A 14,564-nucleotide genomic window follows, 5' to 3' on the forward strand; every position below is an offset into this window, starting at 1 on the left:
TCCTCGCGTGGGAGCCAGCTGCTGTCTCTGCTGCCGGCTTCGGACGTGGCGATGGTCAGCAGGGGGTCCATGTCGCTGTTGCAGGTAGGGCAGAGGTCTCGCCCGGCGCAGTGGGCGATCCCCCGCGGCCTGATCGTGCTGCTCGTCGCGGCGGCCACGGTGGTGGCCGTCACCGGAGCGAAGGCGTTCTCCGGTGTGCTCGGCCCGGTATTCCTGGCACTGATGTTCGCTATTGCGGCACAGCCCATCCAGACCCGGCTGCAGCGCCGCGGCAAACCGGCCTGGGTGGGGATGATCGCTGCCCTGGCAGTGGTGTATCTGGTGCTCCTGGGCCTGGTCGGTGCGTTGGCTTTGTCGGCCGCGCAGCTGGCCACCGCGCTCCCGGACTACGCCGACCAGTTCTCCGCCCTGTTCGATCAGGTCCGCTCGCAGCTGGAACGGTTCGACGTGGACCAGGACCGGATCCAGCAGGCGTTGAGCGGTTTCGACTTCGGCAAACTGGTCGAGGTGCTCGAGGGCGCGCTGCGCGAACTCGCCGGCGTTTTCTCCAACCTGCTGTTCGTGCTGGCCCTGCTGCTGTTCATGGCATTCGACGGGATGACCATCGGCCGCCGGATGACCGTGGTGGCCGGAATGCGGCCCGATATCTCGCACGCGCTGAGCACCTTCGCCGCCGGTACCCGCAAATACCTGATCGTCTCGACGGTGTTCGGGCTCATCGTGGCGGTACTCGACGGTGTGGCGCTGTGGTTGCTCGCGGTCCCGTTCCCGGTGCTGTGGGGATTGTTGTCGTTCATCACCAACTACATCCCGAATATCGGATTCGTGATCGGGCTGATCCCGCCCGCGCTGCTGGCCCTGCTCGACGGTGGTTTCTCGCGGATGGTGTGGGTGATCGTGCTCTACTGCGTGTTCAACGTGGTGGTGCAGTCGGTGATCCAGCCGAAGTTCGTGGGTGACGCGGTCGGTCTGAGTGTCACGGTCACCTTCCTCTCCCTGGTGTTCTGGTCCTGGGTGCTGGGCGCGCTCGGGGCGCTGCTGGCCATTCCGCTCACGCTGCTGGCCAAGGCGCTGCTGTTCGATATCGACCCGTCGACCCGGTGGATGGATGTACTCATCAGTGACCGGGCGCCACCCGACACCGAGCCGGACGACGAGGCACCGGCCGCCGGCCCGGCGGCGTGACCTCGTTTCACCCGCGACGGGTGAGGTGAACCCGGCGCGCCCACGCGAGAGTCGACGCACACCTGCGCTCGGAAGGAGTGGAGATGACAACTGCACGGGAGCCGATGACGAGCACCACCGGCCCGTTCCCGGTACGGCAGGGCGTCGCGGCCGGCACCTCGATCGCCGCGGCGATTCTGCTGTTGACCGTCGGCGCGCTGTCGGTACTGGAAGGAATCGCCGCCGTCGCCGAGGACGAATTGTTCGTCGTCGGCGTGAACTACGCCTACGAATTCGATATCACGACCTGGGGCTGGATCCATCTCGTCCTCGGGATCGTGCTGATCATCAGCGCGCTCGGTCTGCTCACGGGGACGGCCTGGGGCCGCGGCCTGGCGATCGGTATCGCCGCGCTGTCGATCCTGGCGAATTTCCTGTGGCTGCCCTATTACCCGTGGTGGTCGGTTCTGATCATCGCCCTGAACATCGTCGTGATCTGGGCGATCGCGACCTGGCGGCCGCAGACCTGAGCCCCGCGCGTGGTGGTCCTGGGTGATCTGCTTCCGTTGGCGGTGGGAGTGGCGATCTCACCGATTCCGATCGCAGTGGCGTCGCCGTGCCGACACCGTCCCACCCGGGTGGATGCGGAGTATCGATTCCCTGACCGCCGGGAAGGCCGTACTGCTCGGCGCCGCTCTCGCGGCGGTCAACCCGAAGAATCTGGCTGCTGTGCGCGTCGGCGGGAGTGGTGGTGGGGGCGAGCGGGACGGCGGTAGCGGCCCAGATCGTGGCCGTGGTCGGGTACGCCGTCGCGGCGGATCGGCTGCGCGGCGTGCCGGACCGCAGCCGGGCCTGGCTCGAGGCCAACAACCATGTGGTCATGGCGATGATGCTGCTGGTGATGGGCGCCGTCGTGCTGGGCAAGGGGATCGGTGGCCTGTAACGGACTCGGCGACACCTCTGCGGCGAAAACCGGCTACGAGGTCGCGGCGGCCGTGGGGGAGCAGACACCGCCGGCCCGCGACCTCTCCGAAGAGGACCGGTGACACCGGTGTCAGCGCCGGCCGCGGCGGCGGATCAGCAGCCCCGCAACCAACCCGATCAGGAACATGACCAGCAGAATCAGCCACATCGGCGAACTCACGGTGAGGGGCAGGAACTTTATCTCCACCTGGTCGCGGTTCTCGACGACGAAGATCACGGCGATGACGGTCAGAGCCAGGGCCAGCCACTGGTTCACGGTGATCCGGGACAGCGGCGACGGCTTGGGTTCGCGGTCGGTCATCACATCCTCCGGTGGGCAGTCGGTCGCGACACTGTGCAGTCTCCGCCGCGGCCGGGCCGCGGGCATCACCCGCCGGGGATGACCCGGGGCCGGCGTCGATCGACCTTCACCTCACCCGGGACGGCGCGGAGACCGCGGCACACGCGGGCGGCGCGCCGGACAGCGGCACGTGTCGTGGCGCGGCGGATGCACCCGTTCGCTGTCCGGCCCGGTGCGTCGGGTGTGGCCGTCGGGCCTGCGCGCCGACTGCCCACGCCCGCCCCGCGGGTCCGGCGGCCCTCCTGTGCGCCGAGCGGGCAGTTCACCCGTCGTAGGTGATACAGCGGGTGGCCATGGGTGCCTAGCGTGGGTATTCCGGTGCGCCGACACCGCCGTTCGAGCGCGGACCCGCGCGGTGGCCCGGCGGAACTCGGCCGCGCCGGGAACCGAGAGCCGGCCGACAGATCGCGAGGTAACGATGACCACGGAACTGGACTTCGACGACACCGCCGATTTCGGCAACGCGATGCGCGGGTTCATGGCCGAACTCGATCCGCCGGCGGTGACGGCCGCGGACGGCTCGGTGGTCTACGACATCGGCGCCTACGAATTCCTCGACGGCGACTGCCCGGATACCGCGCACCCCAGTCTGTGGCGGCAGGGTCAGCTGTGCAGTAAACAGGGGCTGTTCGAGGTGACCGAAGGCATCTACCAGGTCCGTAATCTGGACCTGTCGAATATGACGCTGGTCGAAGGCCGCGACGGTGTCATCGTGATCGATCCCTTGCTGTCGGAGGAGACCGCGGCCGCGGGCCTGGCCCTGTACCGCGCGCAACGCGGTGACCGGCCGGTCACCGGCATGATCTACACCCATTCGCACGCGGACCATTTCGCGGGGGCGCGGGCGGCGGTGCCGGCCGGTCATCCGCCGATGCCCATCCTGGCGCCCGCCGGATTCCTGGAACACGCGGTGAGCGAGAACGTGTACGCCGGCAATGCCATGAACCGCCGGGCCGTCTTCATGTATGGCGCGGTGCTCCCGAAGGCGCCCGACGGTCAGATCGGGGCCGGACTGGGGATGACGACCTCCACCGGGACCATCACCCTGATCCCGCCCACCGTCGATATCACGCACACCGGGCAGGAAGAGGAGATCGACGGGGTCCGGATGGTGTTCCAGCTGACCCCGGGCACCGAGGCCCCGGCCGAGATGAACTTCCTGTTCCCCGGTCGGCGCGCGCTCTGTATGGCCGAGAACGCGACGCACAATATGCACAATGTGCTGACCCTGCGCGGCGCGGTGGTCCGCGATTCCCGGGTCTGGGCACAGTATCTCGACGAGGCCATCGCCCGATTCGGCGACAAGGCCGATGTGGCGTTCGCCTCGCACCACTGGCCCACCTGGGGCCGGGAGCACTGGACCACGTGGCTGGCGAACCAGCGCGATATGTACGCCTATCTCCACGATCAGACGCTGCGCCTGACCAACGCGGGCTACACCGGGCCGGAGATCGCCGAACGGTTCGAATTCCCGCCCGAGCTCGACAAGGTCTGGTCGAACCGCGGGTACTACGGCTCCACCAGCCACAACGTCAAAGCCATCTACCAGCGATACATGGGCTGGTACGACGGTAATCCGGCGCATCTGTGGGAGCATCCGCCGGTCGCGCTGGCGCAGCGGTATGTGGCCGACTACGGCGGGATCGAGGCGCTCGTCGCCAAAGGGCGGGAATACGCGGACACCGGTGATCTCCGGTTCGCGGCCACCCTGCTCAACCATGCCGTGTTCGCCGAGCCCGGCCACGAGGGTGCCAAGGAGACCTTGGCACAGGTCTACGACCGGCTCGGCCACGGCGCCGAGAACGGCACCTGGCGCAACTTCTACCTGACGGGCGCCCAGGAACTGCGCAAGGGCCCGACTCCGACCCCGATCCAATCGGCGAGCCCCGAGATGATGACCGCCCTGACATCGGAGATGATCATCGACTCCCTCGCGGTCCGGATCGACGGCCTGCGCGCCGCCGCGGCCGGATTCACCATGGACTGGGAATTGACCGACGAGGACGCCGTCCACCGCCTCACCCTGTCCCACGGCGCGCTCACCCATCGCGCCCCCACACCCGACGCGCCCGCCGTCGGCCCCGCGGATCTCACGCTGACGCTCACCAAGGAACAGCTGCTGAACGCGGTGAGCGGTAAGGGATTCGACGGTGTGACGATCACCGGTGACCGGAGCCTGCTCGACACGTTCATCGGGTTGCTGGACGCTCCGGATCCGCAGTTCCCGATCGTCACGCCCTGAGCCGCGGCACCCCAGGTACCGACCGTGGCCGCCGGCTTCCGGTTGCCGGATGTTGAGCGCGATCTCGTTCGGCGTCTTCTGCCGGGGGGCACCAGAACGGCCAGGACCAGCCCACGGCATTGACGATGTGCACAAGCGATCCACCATTCGCTGCACGAATCCGAGCACACCGAACGCCGCGACCGTGACCACGAGAAAGGCCGGGATCGACACTTTCGCCTCCGTTCCGAGAACCTGGGGCAGCGCGACGCGGCCGATCGGCCGCTGCTGCCGAACCGGATCGAAACTACGAGCCGCGCGGTACCGGGTCCGCCCACGTTGACGGGTCCTTTACGGCCCGCGTTTCCGCCTTGACGCCTTCCTTGCGCGTGCCGACCACGCGCTGTGACGTGCGTCGCCGCCGGGTGGAACAACTGTTGTTTTCCGTCCCGTGCATTGCCACCGTCACCGGCCGATCGAGCCCGCTACCCGGGAGCGCGTGTAGCGGGTCCGGGTGTGAAGTCCAAGAGCAGCTGTATCCGCGAACCTGCCCGCGACACGGCGCCGAGGGCGCACGCTGTAGGGGAAGCGCAGGTGTTCGCCACGCCCGTCTGATCGGATCTGCCCCGGCACGGACAACGGAGGATCGCTCATGCACCCGTTCGCCTATGAACCGCTCGAACTCGTCCAGGCCGTCATCCTGGCCGTGCGGTGCGTCCTGCACGTGTATTCGTCGGGCACCCCGTGCGTACCCCTCTGATGGCGCCGGGACCCGACGGGCCTGCCGCTTCCGGCGGGGAAGCGGCAGGCCCGCGAAGCGCCTTTCTCAGTAGCAATCGGTCGGTTCGCCCACCTTGACCACCGACAGCACCGCATCGCCTTCGCCGATCGGTGTGCCGGGCGCCGGTCTCTGCGCGACCACCACCCAGTTACGGTCCACCACCTGCGACCGGCCCCGGCCGGTGGCGTCCTCGCTCCGGGAGTAGAAGACGCCGGTCGTCTGGATGAGGTCCTGTGCCGCCTGGAGGTTCATACAGACGACCGCGGGCATCGTTGCCCCGCTCGCGGTTTCCGCGACCGGAGGCGCCGTTTCGGTTCCGGCCGAGTGCGGCGCGGGCGCGGTGAGTGTGACGGTGGTGATCCGGACCGGGACCGCCGACGCGACAGTCGTGTACGACTCCGTATCCGGCTCGGGGGAACCACAGGCGGCGAGTACCGCCGCGGCCGCCGCGACCACGCACACGCAGAGTGTCTTCATGAGCATCCTCTCGACCTTCGATGAAGTGGTGTGGATCACTCGCAGATCGATCGGCTATCGATAGTTGTTACGCCACGCCGGAAATCGGTGGTGCGGGCATGGAGCCGGAGAGCGCGGAAGGGCCGGACCCGCCGCGTGGCGGATCCGGCCCCGGGAAACTCGTGTTCCGCGAATTACACTGCGGCGGCGGCGAATCCGGCCCGCAGATCGGCGAGGATGTCCTCGATCCCCTCGATACCCACCGCCAGGCGCACCAGTCCCGGCGTGACACCCGAGCTGAGCTGCTCGTCCGGGGTCAGCTGGGAGTGGGTGGTCGAGGCGGGATGGATGACCAGCGAACGCACATCGCCGATATTGGCGACGTGGCTGTGCAGGGTCAGCGCGTCCACGAACTTCTTGCCCGCGTCGACACCGCCCGCCAGTTCGAAACCGACGACCGCGCCGGTGCCCTTGGGCGCCAACTGCTTACCCCGCTCGTACCAGGGGGAGGACGGCAGCCCCGCGTAGGACACCGAAGTGACTTCCGGCCGCTCGGTGAGGAATTCGGCGACCGCCTGCGCGTTCTGGACGTGCCGTTCCACCCGCAGGCTCAGCGTCTCCAGGCCCTGGCTGATCAGGAACGCGTTGAACGGCGCGATCGCGGTACCCAGGTCGCGCAGCAGCTGGACCCGCGCCTTGAGCGCGTAGGCCGGGGCGCCGAGGTCGGCGAACACGGCGCCGTGGTAGCTCGGGTCGGGCTCGGTGAAACCCGGGAAGCGGGGACCGTCGGCGCCGCGGACCGTCCAGTCGAAGGTGCCGCCGTCGACGATCACGCCCGCGATCGCGGCACCGTGGCCACCGAGGTACTTGGTCGCCGAGTGGACGACGATATCGGCGCCGTGCGCCAGCGGCTGGATCAGATACGGGGTCGCGACCGTGTTGTCGACGATCAACGGCAGGCCCGCGCCGTGCGCGACCTCGGCGATACCGGGGATGTCGAAGATGTGGTTCTGCGGGTTGGACACCGTCTCGCCGTAGAAGGCCTTGGTGTTCGGCCGGATGGCGGCACGCCACTGGTCGAGGTTGTCGGGGTCCTCGACGAAGGAGACCTCGATACCCAGCTTGGGCAGCGTGTAGTGGAACAGGTTGTAGGTGCCGCCGTAGAGCCGGGGGCTGGAGACGATGTGGTCACCGGCGCCGGCGATGTTCAGGATCGCCAGGGTCTCCGCCGCCTGCCCCGAGGACACCAGCAGCGCCGCGACCCCGCCTTCGAGCGCCGCGATCCGCTGTTCGACCGCGTCCTGGGTCGGGTTCATGATCCGGGTGTAGATATTGCCCGGCTCCGCCAGCCCGAACAGCGCCGCGGCGTGCGCGGTGTCGCGGAAGGTGTAGGAGGTGGTCTGGTAGATCGGGAGGGCCCGGGCGTTGGTGCTCGCGTCGGGGTCCTGGCCGACGTGGATCTGCTTGGTCTCGAAGCTCCAACCGGCGGACGGGTCGGCCGGTGGGGTGGTTTCGGTCATCGCGGAGTTCTCCTGTAGGTGAGAGGAACGGGACGAGCGCGCCGGACACGGCGAATTTGCCTCGGCAGCACGCGTTTCCGGCCTGCCGCGGCCGGATGCGCCGCTGCGGCCCGTTCACGCTAGGGGTGGCCGACCGGAAATGGCCATGGTTTTGTTCGCGCAGATTCCAATCATGCCGTGACGGCGGGCCGCGCGCGACGCATTCCCGCCGATCGGCCGGTGCGCTCACGCGGCCGCGGCGCCGCGCGGTGCGTACATGATGATCGCGACCCCGGCCAGGCAGAACAGTGCCCCGGTGATATCCCAGCGGTCCGGCCGGAATCCGTCGAGCGCCATGGCCCACAGCAGCGATCCGGCGACGAACACCCCACCGTAGGCGGCGAGGATCCGGCCGAAATTCGCGTCGGGTTGCAGAGTGGCGACGAATCCGTACAGCCCCAGCGCGATCACGCCCGCGCCGATCCAGGCCCAGCCGCAATGTTCGCGCACGCCCTGCCACACCAGCCAGGCGCCGCCGATCTCGGCCAGGGCGGCCACAGCGAACAGCAGGATCGACCGGATAACGCTCATGCGGGCGAGCCTACGAGACCCCCGGCCGGCGCGGGGCGGGCCGGGTTCGGCGGACACCGGTTTCGGCTGATGCAAGACAAAACTATAAATATGTCTTACTGTCGATACATGGTGGCAGATGCGTATCAAGATCGGGCCCGTTTCGAATTGCGCTCCGGCGAGACGTGGCGCGAGCCGTGGTCCATGTACGCCGCGCTGCGCGACCACGATCCGGTGCACCGCGTCGTTCCCGCCGACCACCCGGACAACGACTACTGGGTGCTCACCCGGCACGAGCACGTGTACGCCGCCGCCCGGGACACGGGCACCTTCTCCTCGGGCGCGGGGCTGACGGTGGAATACGGTGAGCTCGAACAGATCGGGCTCACCGGGAACCCGCCGATGGTGATGCAGGATCCGCCCGAACACACCGAGTTCCGCAAACTGGTCGCCCGCGGCTTCACGCCGCGTCAGGTCACCGAGGTGGAGCCGGTGGTGCGCCGGTTCGTCCGGGACCGGCTGGACCGGCTGGCCGCCCATGGTGGCGGCGATATCGTGGCCGATCTGTTCAAACCGCTGCCGACCATGGTGGTCGCGCACTATCTCGGCGTCCCGGAGGAGGACCGCTCCCGTTTCGACGGCTGGACCGATGCGGTGGTCGCGGCCAGTACCCAGCGCACGGCGGACGCGCAGGCGGCGTCGATGGAGATGCTGGGTTATTTCGCCGAGCTCATCACGCGGCGCCGTACCGATCCGGGCGACGATACGGTGTCACTGCTCGTCCAGGCCGGTATCGGCGCCGACGACGCCGATGTGGACGGTCTGGTCCAGATCCTGGCCTACACCTGGACCATGGTCGCCGGCGGTAACGACACCACCACCGGCCTGCTCGGCGGTGCGGTGCAGTTGTTGCAGCGCTACCCGCAGCAGCGCGCGGCGCTGGCTGCCGATCCGGAGGGCATCCGGGTCGCGATCGAGGAATTCGCCCGTCTCACCTCTCCTGTCCAGGGCCTGGCCCGGACCACGACCCGTCCGGTGGAGCTGGACGGCGTCACGATTCCGGCGGACCGTAAGGTGCTGCTCGTGTACGGCTCGGCGAATCGCGACGAACGGGTCTTCGGCGCCGATGCCGCCGACCTCGATATCGAGCGCAACCCACAGCGCATCATGACCTTCGGGCACGGCCCGCATCACTGCCTGGGCGCGGCCGCGGCCCGTATGCAGGCACGGGTGGCGCTGGAGGAACTGCTGGCGCGTTTCCCGGACTACCACGTCGAGATCGACGCGGTCACCTACGCGCCCGGACCGTACGTCCGGCGGCCGACCAGCGTTCCCTTCCGGTGCGCGGCGTGACCGATCGACGCGATGACCCACTGCTCCGGATCGGCGTCGTGGACGTTTCTCGCGCCTCGAACGGCGTCCGGAGACCCGGTACCGGCGCCGGGCCCGCCGGAGCCGCGCGGTGACCGGTGACTGGCTGGCCGCCGGGCGGACCGAACTGGCCGCGGAACGCATCCTCGACGCGGTGCGCGCCCTGGTCATCGACAAGGGCGCCGGCACGGTCGGCATGGCCGAGGTGGCCGAGGCGGCGGGTTGTTCGCGGGCGACTCTCTACCGTTATTTCGCCAACCGGCAGGCGTTGTATGTCGCCTTCGCCGGCCGGGAGGCCACCGGGCTCCTCGCGCGGGTCTGGCGTGACCGGCGGCTGGACGGCCCGGACCTGGCCGAACTCCTGCTCGACGGGATGACCGCCACTCTGGCCGAGGCCCGGAACACCCCGCATCTGGCCGTCTGGTTCGAACCCGCGAACGCGGGAATCGTCGCGCGCCTCTCGGATTCGTCGGAGGTGATCGACGACCTCGTCGCGGTCTTCGTCACGCGACTGCGCCCGGACCTCTCCGCGGCGGCGGCGGATCGGCTGGGCCGGTGGGCGGTCCGGGTGATGATCTCCCTGCTGACCCTGCCACCCGCCACCGTGGACGAGGAGCGCGCCCTGCTGCGCGATTTCCTGCTCCCGTTCCTGCTGGGTACGGCTCCGGCGGTCGGCGGCCCGGCAGCGCCCGGATGACCTGCGCCACCCCGTGCCGTTCCAGCGCGCCGACGTCGGCGTGGCGCGGTAGCTTTGCGCCATGGACGCGATCTCCGGTCTGGACTATCCGCTGCTGCTCGCCGATTTCCAGGGCGAATTCCTGGCGTCGATTCCGGATGCCGATCCGGCGGCGCGAATCCCGGGTTGTGGTGACTGGACGGTCCGCGAACTGGTGGGGCATCTGGCCTCCGTCCATCACTGGGCCGCCGCGAACGCCCGCGCGGAGAAGGCCGGACCGCTGGGGGAGGGCCCGTTCGACCTCGCCATCCACTACGCCGCCTGCGCGGCCGAACTCCGCGAGACCCTGGCGGCCCTGGACCCGCGGGCCCAGGGCCGGATCCTGGCGCACCCCGAGCCCACGGCGCCGGGACCCGCATCGTTCTGGCGCCGCCGGCAGGTGCACGAAACGCTGATCCACGGGCACGATCTGCGGGCGGCGATCGCGGGGAAGGCGGCCCGCGGCCTGATCCGGGCGGTCCCCACGGTGTGGGCGGATACGGTGGACGAGGTGGTGGGGGTGTTCTATCCGCGGCAGGTGGGGATGGGCCGGCTGGAGCCGCTGGAGGCGGCACTGCGGTTGGTGGCCACCGACCTCGCCGATCCGGCCGAGTGGGTGCTCGGCGAGTCGGAGTCCACGGCCGGCACCGTGTCGGGGACGGCCGAAGGACTGGCACTGCTGCTGTGGGGCCGGGCGAGCGCGGACGAAGCGGGCGTCGACATCTCCGGCGACACCGATCACGTCGCGGCGATCCTGAGCCGGCCGATCGTGCCCTGACAGCCACCATGCCTTGATGGCCGAGCGGGCCACGCCCGGGACTGACCGGCCGGTGCTGATTTCCGGTAAGTACATTGCCCGAGTTCGCCGTAGGCGCAGGCGACGAACGCACCGGGTGCCCGGGGCTGTACGCGAACGCGGCTATGCCAGCTCGGCGAGACTGCGGGACCAGCGGTCCAGCTGCGCGGCATCGACCGGTTCGTACCCCGGGTCCTGCCGGGTCGCGGCGAGAACCTCGTGACCGAGCCGCCGGATGCGCTGATGCCGGGTCCAGTGCGCCCGCGCCCATTCCGGCTCGTTGTGGGCGGCGTCGATCGCGCCCAGGGTGGAACCCATCAGTTCGAATTCCAGCTCCCGTCGCAGGGCGGGGACCCCGGGTACCGTTTCGCGCGGCGAAGAGGGCAGCGTGCCATGCGGCGAACCCACATCCGGTCGAGCGGCCTCCTGCGGGTCCGGCGGTGTGCCCGCCCGGTGCGGTGGTGTCGTGTGCGGGGAGTGCGCTCGACCTTCGTGCCGAGCCCGTCCCGGGGATATGCGGTGCACGAGGCGGCCGAGAACCTCGAGCACCCGCTGATCGTTGCGCAGCAATACCCGCCGGTGGCCCCTCCGGTCGACCGCCCACAGCGCGGCCAGCCCGATCACCACACCGATCACGCTCTCCAGCAGGCGGTCGCGCAGTACCGGAAAAATATCGCCGTACTGCCCACCCCTACCCATCAGCAATGCCAGCGGCGTGATGAAGACGACCGCCAGCCCGTAATTCCGGGCGACGAACATCTCGATCGCGAACTGCAGCGTCATCAGGATCAGCACCAGCGCCCAGTTCCGGGGTTCCAGCGCGTAGAGCGCGGCGAACAGCACCAGCCCCAGCGCGGTCCCGCCGATACGGTGCATCCCGCGGTAGGTGCCGCGGACGCGGTCCGGGCCCTGGTGCAGCAGCACCGTGACCGTGAGGACCGCCCAGTCCGGGCGGCCGAGATCCAGCGCGACGGTCGAACAGCCGGCGAGGAGCGCGGCGACCCCGATCCGGTTCGCCGAGACCACCGCATGGCTATCCGGCGACAGCGACCGCAGGAGCCGGAAGCGCAGCGACGGCCGCGGTGTCGGTGCGGGCCGGCCGGTATCGAAGAGCAGCTCCGATTCGTCGTCGGTGGTCCTGTTGCGGTGCAGCGCGTCGGCGAAGGTGCGCTGGGCGCCGGTGAGCGTGGCGGCGAGACCGTCGGCGCCGGTGCGCCGGGCGTCGTCGAGCAGCGCCCACGCCGTCTGTACCTTCATCGCGGTCGCGTAGCGCGCGTCCACCAGGTCCGCGGCCCCGGGGGCGAGGGCGGCGTAATCGTCCACCGCGGCGACCGCGGCGCCCACCGCCCGCTCTTCCGGCGGGTGGGCTCTCGTCAGCGCCGCCGACATACCGACCAGCAGGGCACTCACTCCGCCGAGGGCCGTCCACAGCGCCACCTGCCCGGGTGGGACGCCGTGCCCGGTGATCAGCGCCCCGACCCCGGCGGCCAGGACGAAGAAGAATCCACCGGGCGGCCCCAGCCGCAGCGCCGAGTTCACAAACGTCCCCGCCACCGCGACCGCCGACATCAGCAGCACCAGCAGCATCTGCCACCAGTGTGTGCCACCCGTGTCGAGCCGCTGGTGGATCAGCTCCCCGGTGAGGCCGCCGGCGAACGCCGAGATCGTGAGCGCCAGCGCCGCGGCCCCGACGACCCGCCACCGGCGCCGATAGACCTGGCCTTCACCGAAGATGACCGCCAGCGCGCCCGTCGCTGCCATCAGGCCCTGCTGTTCGTGTCCCAGGGTCACCGCGACCAGCGCCGGCGCACCGAATGCCAGGGCCGCGCGCGCCGCGCCGGGCAGCCGCCGCCCGGGGGGCGGCAGCCCGAACAGCACCGAGCGGGCCGGAGCCGGTGAGGGGAGCGTCGGACCGTCCGGAGCCACCATTCACCCTCTCCTCGCCTGGTCGTTCACTCGTCGGTGACGAATCCTTGCGCGACCATCCAGTCGCGCGCCACCTCCGCGGGCTCACGGCCCTCGACATCGACCTGCCGGTTCAGTTCCGTGATCGACTCGTTGGTCAGCAACCGGGAGATGGGTGCCATGACCTCGGCGATCCGCGGATGCGCCCGGGCGAAATCCGCACGCATCACCAGAGCGGCATTGTACTTCGGGAAGAAGGAGCGGTCGTCGCGCAGCAGGACCAGGTCGAGTCCGGGGATACGGCCGTCGGTGGCCGCGACCGATCCGAATCCGCACTGCGCGGCGTCGGCGGTCGCCTGATAGACCACGGCGTCCTGGACGATCCGCTTGGGTACCTGTCCGCCGTCGATGCCGTAGGCGCGGGTCAGGCCGGGGAATCCGTCCTGGCGCACATTGAACTCGGTGCCCACGCAGATACTCGCCGCGGCGGGGTCGGTGGCGACCAGGCGCGCGTAGTCCGACAGGGTCCAGGTGCCGGTCCGCATCGCGGTGCGCCGGGCGGTCGCCAGCGCGTAGGTGTTGTTCATGGGCGCCATCGCCGTCCACACCATGTCGTGCGCGGCCAGGTCCGCGTCACGTACCGCCGCGAACTGGCCCTGTTCGTCCGGGACCGGTTTCTCGTTGCCGAGATAGTTGACCCAACCGGTGCCGGTGTAGTCGTAGGCGATATCGATCTGCCCGTTGACCTGGGCGTCGCGCAGACTGTTGGAACCCTGGATATTGGTGAGGTCCCGGACTTCGGCCCCGGCCGCGACCAGCGCGTATTCGATGATGTAGCCGAGGATGTTCTGTTCGGTGAAATCCTTGGAGCCCACTGTGACGGTGACACCCGCCAGCTCCGGGTCCGGGCGGATACTGCCGGGCCCGACCGGTAGCGGGACCGCGCTCCCGGCCTGGAGACCACATCCGGCCAGTAGCAGTACCGCCGCCAGGAGCAGCAGCCGTGCCGGTCGGACGGTTCTCATCGCAGCCCCCGCGGGCCGAGGAACCGTTCCGCCACCGCGCCCAGCCAGTCCACCAGCAGGGCCAGTGCCACCGCGAGCACCGCGCCGACCACCAGCGTGACGTTATCGCGCAGTTTGTAGCCGGTATCGATCAGAATTCCCAACCCGCCCGCGCTGACCAGGAACGACAGCGTGGCGGTGCCGACGGCCAGCACCAGTGAGGTGCGTAACCCGGCCAGGATGAAGGGTACGGCGAGCGGGAACTCGATCCGGCGCAGGACCGTCACCGCCGACATCCCCTGTCCGCGTCCGGCGTCCACCAGCATCGGATCGACTTCCTGATAGCCCAGGATCGTGTTGCGCAGGACCGGCAGCAGCGAATAGAACGCGATCGGCGCCACCCCGATCCAGAACCCGGTGGTGCGGGTGGCGAGATAGAACAGCACGATCAGCCCGATCGCCGGTGCGGAGGCCCCGATATTGGCGATACCGACGACGAACGGCGCCGCCCGGCGATAGCCGGGCCTGGTGAGCAGGGTGCCCAGCGGGACCGCGACCACCACCACGAGCAGCACCACTGTGGCGGTGATCAGGATGTGCTGCCAGGTGACGGTGGCGATATTGCCGGCATTGAGGCTCGCCTGCTGGGTGACGGTGAGGTCGCGCCGGAACGCCCACACCAGCACCCCCGCGGTGAGCAGCCCGACGAGCACCGGCTGGACCAGCAACCGGAGGCGTTCGGCGCGCCACTGCGCCGA

The 14,564-nt window shown here is 69.5% G+C and carries 14 protein-coding genes; 7 read left to right on the plus strand and 7 right to left on the minus strand.

The window, feature by feature from the left end:
* The first annotated feature begins 69 nt into the window (after window positions 1–69).
* The 3 genes from ACLML9_RS22805 (at window position 70) to ACLML9_RS22815 (ending at window position 2,107) form a co-directional block, all read left to right on the plus strand.
* On the plus strand, window positions 70–1,185 hold the full coding sequence (locus ACLML9_RS22805) for an AI-2E family transporter (RefSeq protein WP_411947449.1): 1,116 nt from the start codon (window positions 70–72) through the stop codon (window positions 1,183–1,185).
* Window positions 1,186–1,268: 83 nt separating this feature from the next.
* Window positions 1,269–1,694: a hypothetical protein gene (locus ACLML9_RS22810; RefSeq protein ID WP_411947436.1), complete on the plus strand. Its 426-nt coding sequence runs from the start codon at window positions 1,269–1,271 to the stop codon at window positions 1,692–1,694.
* A 221-nt stretch (window positions 1,695–1,915) separates the two neighbouring features.
* Complete coding sequence (locus tag ACLML9_RS22815; RefSeq protein WP_411947437.1) at window positions 1,916–2,107, plus strand: hypothetical protein; 192 nt, start codon at window positions 1,916–1,918, stop codon at window positions 2,105–2,107.
* Between the two features lie 111 nt (window positions 2,108–2,218).
* Here the strand turns inward: ACLML9_RS22815 and ACLML9_RS22820 are convergent, their stop codons facing one another.
* Window positions 2,219–2,449: a lipopolysaccharide assembly protein LapA domain-containing protein gene (locus tag ACLML9_RS22820; RefSeq protein WP_411947438.1), complete on the minus strand. Its 231-nt coding sequence runs from the start codon at window positions 2,447–2,449 to the stop codon at window positions 2,219–2,221.
* 457 nt (window positions 2,450–2,906) lie between these two features.
* Here ACLML9_RS22820 and ACLML9_RS22825 point away from each other — a divergent pair, with 457 nt between their 5' ends.
* Window positions 2,907–4,730: an alkyl/aryl-sulfatase gene (locus tag ACLML9_RS22825; protein ID WP_411947439.1), complete on the plus strand. Its 1,824-nt coding sequence runs from the start codon at window positions 2,907–2,909 to the stop codon at window positions 4,728–4,730.
* Window positions 4,731–5,535: 805 nt separating this feature from the next.
* Here the strand turns inward: ACLML9_RS22825 and ACLML9_RS22830 are convergent.
* The 3 genes from ACLML9_RS22830 to ACLML9_RS22840 all read right to left on the minus strand — a co-directional run bounded on the left by ACLML9_RS22830 (window position 5,536) and on the right by ACLML9_RS22840 (window position 8,036).
* A complete protein-coding gene (locus ACLML9_RS22830; protein ID WP_411947440.1) occupies window positions 5,536–5,967 on the minus strand; it encodes a hypothetical protein in 432 nt (143 codons plus the stop codon).
* Window positions 5,968–6,140: 173 nt separating this feature from the next.
* Entirely contained in the window at window positions 6,141–7,466 is a 1,326-nt protein-coding gene (locus ACLML9_RS22835) for a bifunctional o-acetylhomoserine/o-acetylserine sulfhydrylase (RefSeq protein WP_411947441.1), read from the minus strand.
* Between the two features lie 225 nt (window positions 7,467–7,691).
* Window positions 7,692–8,036: a YnfA family protein gene (locus ACLML9_RS22840; protein ID WP_411947442.1), complete on the minus strand. Its 345-nt coding sequence runs from the start codon at window positions 8,034–8,036 to the stop codon at window positions 7,692–7,694.
* Between the two features lie 108 nt (window positions 8,037–8,144).
* Here ACLML9_RS22840 and ACLML9_RS22845 point away from each other — a divergent pair, with 108 nt between their 5' ends.
* The 3 genes from ACLML9_RS22845 to ACLML9_RS22855 all read left to right on the plus strand — a co-directional run bounded on the left by ACLML9_RS22845 (window position 8,145) and on the right by ACLML9_RS22855 (window position 10,879).
* On the plus strand, window positions 8,145–9,368 hold the full coding sequence (locus ACLML9_RS22845; protein ID WP_411947443.1) for a cytochrome P450: 1,224 nt from the start codon (window positions 8,145–8,147) through the stop codon (window positions 9,366–9,368).
* Window positions 9,369–9,477: 109 nt separating this feature from the next.
* Entirely contained in the window at window positions 9,478–10,083 is a 606-nt protein-coding gene (locus ACLML9_RS22850; RefSeq protein ID WP_411947444.1) for a TetR/AcrR family transcriptional regulator, read from the plus strand.
* Window positions 10,084–10,144: 61 nt separating this feature from the next.
* The gene (locus ACLML9_RS22855) at window positions 10,145–10,879 is read left to right on the plus strand and encodes a maleylpyruvate isomerase family mycothiol-dependent enzyme (RefSeq protein ID WP_411947445.1); all 735 of its coding nucleotides are present in this window, start codon (window positions 10,145–10,147) and stop codon (window positions 10,877–10,879) included.
* Between the two features lie 141 nt (window positions 10,880–11,020).
* Here the strand turns inward: ACLML9_RS22855 and ACLML9_RS22860 are convergent, their stop codons facing one another.
* From ACLML9_RS22860 to ACLML9_RS22870, 3 genes are all read right to left on the minus strand, one after another.
* The gene (locus ACLML9_RS22860; protein ID WP_411947446.1) at window positions 11,021–12,826 is read right to left on the minus strand and encodes an FUSC family protein; all 1,806 of its coding nucleotides are present in this window, start codon (window positions 12,824–12,826) and stop codon (window positions 11,021–11,023) included.
* Window positions 12,827–12,849: 23 nt separating this feature from the next.
* Complete coding sequence (locus tag ACLML9_RS22865) at window positions 12,850–13,827, minus strand: glycine betaine ABC transporter substrate-binding protein (protein WP_411947447.1); 978 nt, start codon at window positions 13,825–13,827, stop codon at window positions 12,850–12,852.
* Window positions 13,824–14,564, minus strand: a 741-nt coding sequence (locus ACLML9_RS22870) for an ABC transporter permease (RefSeq protein WP_411947448.1), incomplete at its 5' end; no start/stop codon positions are given. The genes ACLML9_RS22865 and ACLML9_RS22870, both read right to left, overlap by 4 nt.

Origin of the sequence: Nocardia sp. NPDC002869, from assembly GCF_046764065.1 — a bacterium.
GTDB classification, from domain to species: Bacteria; Actinomycetota; Actinomycetes; order Mycobacteriales; family Mycobacteriaceae; genus Nocardia; species Nocardia rhamnosiphila.

What these genes read in the sequence shown, in the direction of transcription:
- ACLML9_RS22805 (WP_411947449.1), top strand. Translation starts at nt 70, where the DNA reads ATGTCGCTGTTGCAGGTAGGGCAGAGGTCTCGCCCGGCGCAGTGGGCG.
- ACLML9_RS22810 (WP_411947436.1), top strand. Translation starts at nt 1,269, where the DNA reads ATGACAACTGCACGGGAGCCGATGACGAGCACCACCGGCCCGTTCCCG.
- ACLML9_RS22820 (WP_411947438.1), bottom strand. Translation starts at nt 2,449, where the DNA reads ATGACCGACCGCGAACCCAAGCCGTCGCCGCTGTCCCGGATCACCGTG.
- ACLML9_RS22825 (WP_411947439.1), top strand. Translation starts at nt 2,907, where the DNA reads ATGACCACGGAACTGGACTTCGACGACACCGCCGATTTCGGCAACGCG.
- ACLML9_RS22830 (WP_411947440.1), bottom strand. Translation starts at nt 5,967, where the DNA reads ATGAAGACACTCTGCGTGTGCGTGGTCGCGGCGGCCGCGGCGGTACTC.
- ACLML9_RS22835 (WP_411947441.1), bottom strand. Translation starts at nt 7,466, where the DNA reads ATGACCGAAACCACCCCACCGGCCGACCCGTCCGCCGGTTGGAGCTTC.
- ACLML9_RS22840 (WP_411947442.1), bottom strand. Translation starts at nt 8,036, where the DNA reads ATGAGCGTTATCCGGTCGATCCTGCTGTTCGCTGTGGCCGCCCTGGCC.
- ACLML9_RS22845 (WP_411947443.1), top strand. Translation starts at nt 8,145, where the DNA reads ATGGTGGCAGATGCGTATCAAGATCGGGCCCGTTTCGAATTGCGCTCC.
- ACLML9_RS22855 (WP_411947445.1), top strand. Translation starts at nt 10,145, where the DNA reads ATGGACGCGATCTCCGGTCTGGACTATCCGCTGCTGCTCGCCGATTTC.
- ACLML9_RS22860 (WP_411947446.1), bottom strand. Translation starts at nt 12,826, where the DNA reads ATGGTGGCTCCGGACGGTCCGACGCTCCCCTCACCGGCTCCGGCCCGC.
- ACLML9_RS22865 (WP_411947447.1), bottom strand. Translation starts at nt 13,827, where the DNA reads ATGAGAACCGTCCGACCGGCACGGCTGCTGCTCCTGGCGGCGGTACTG.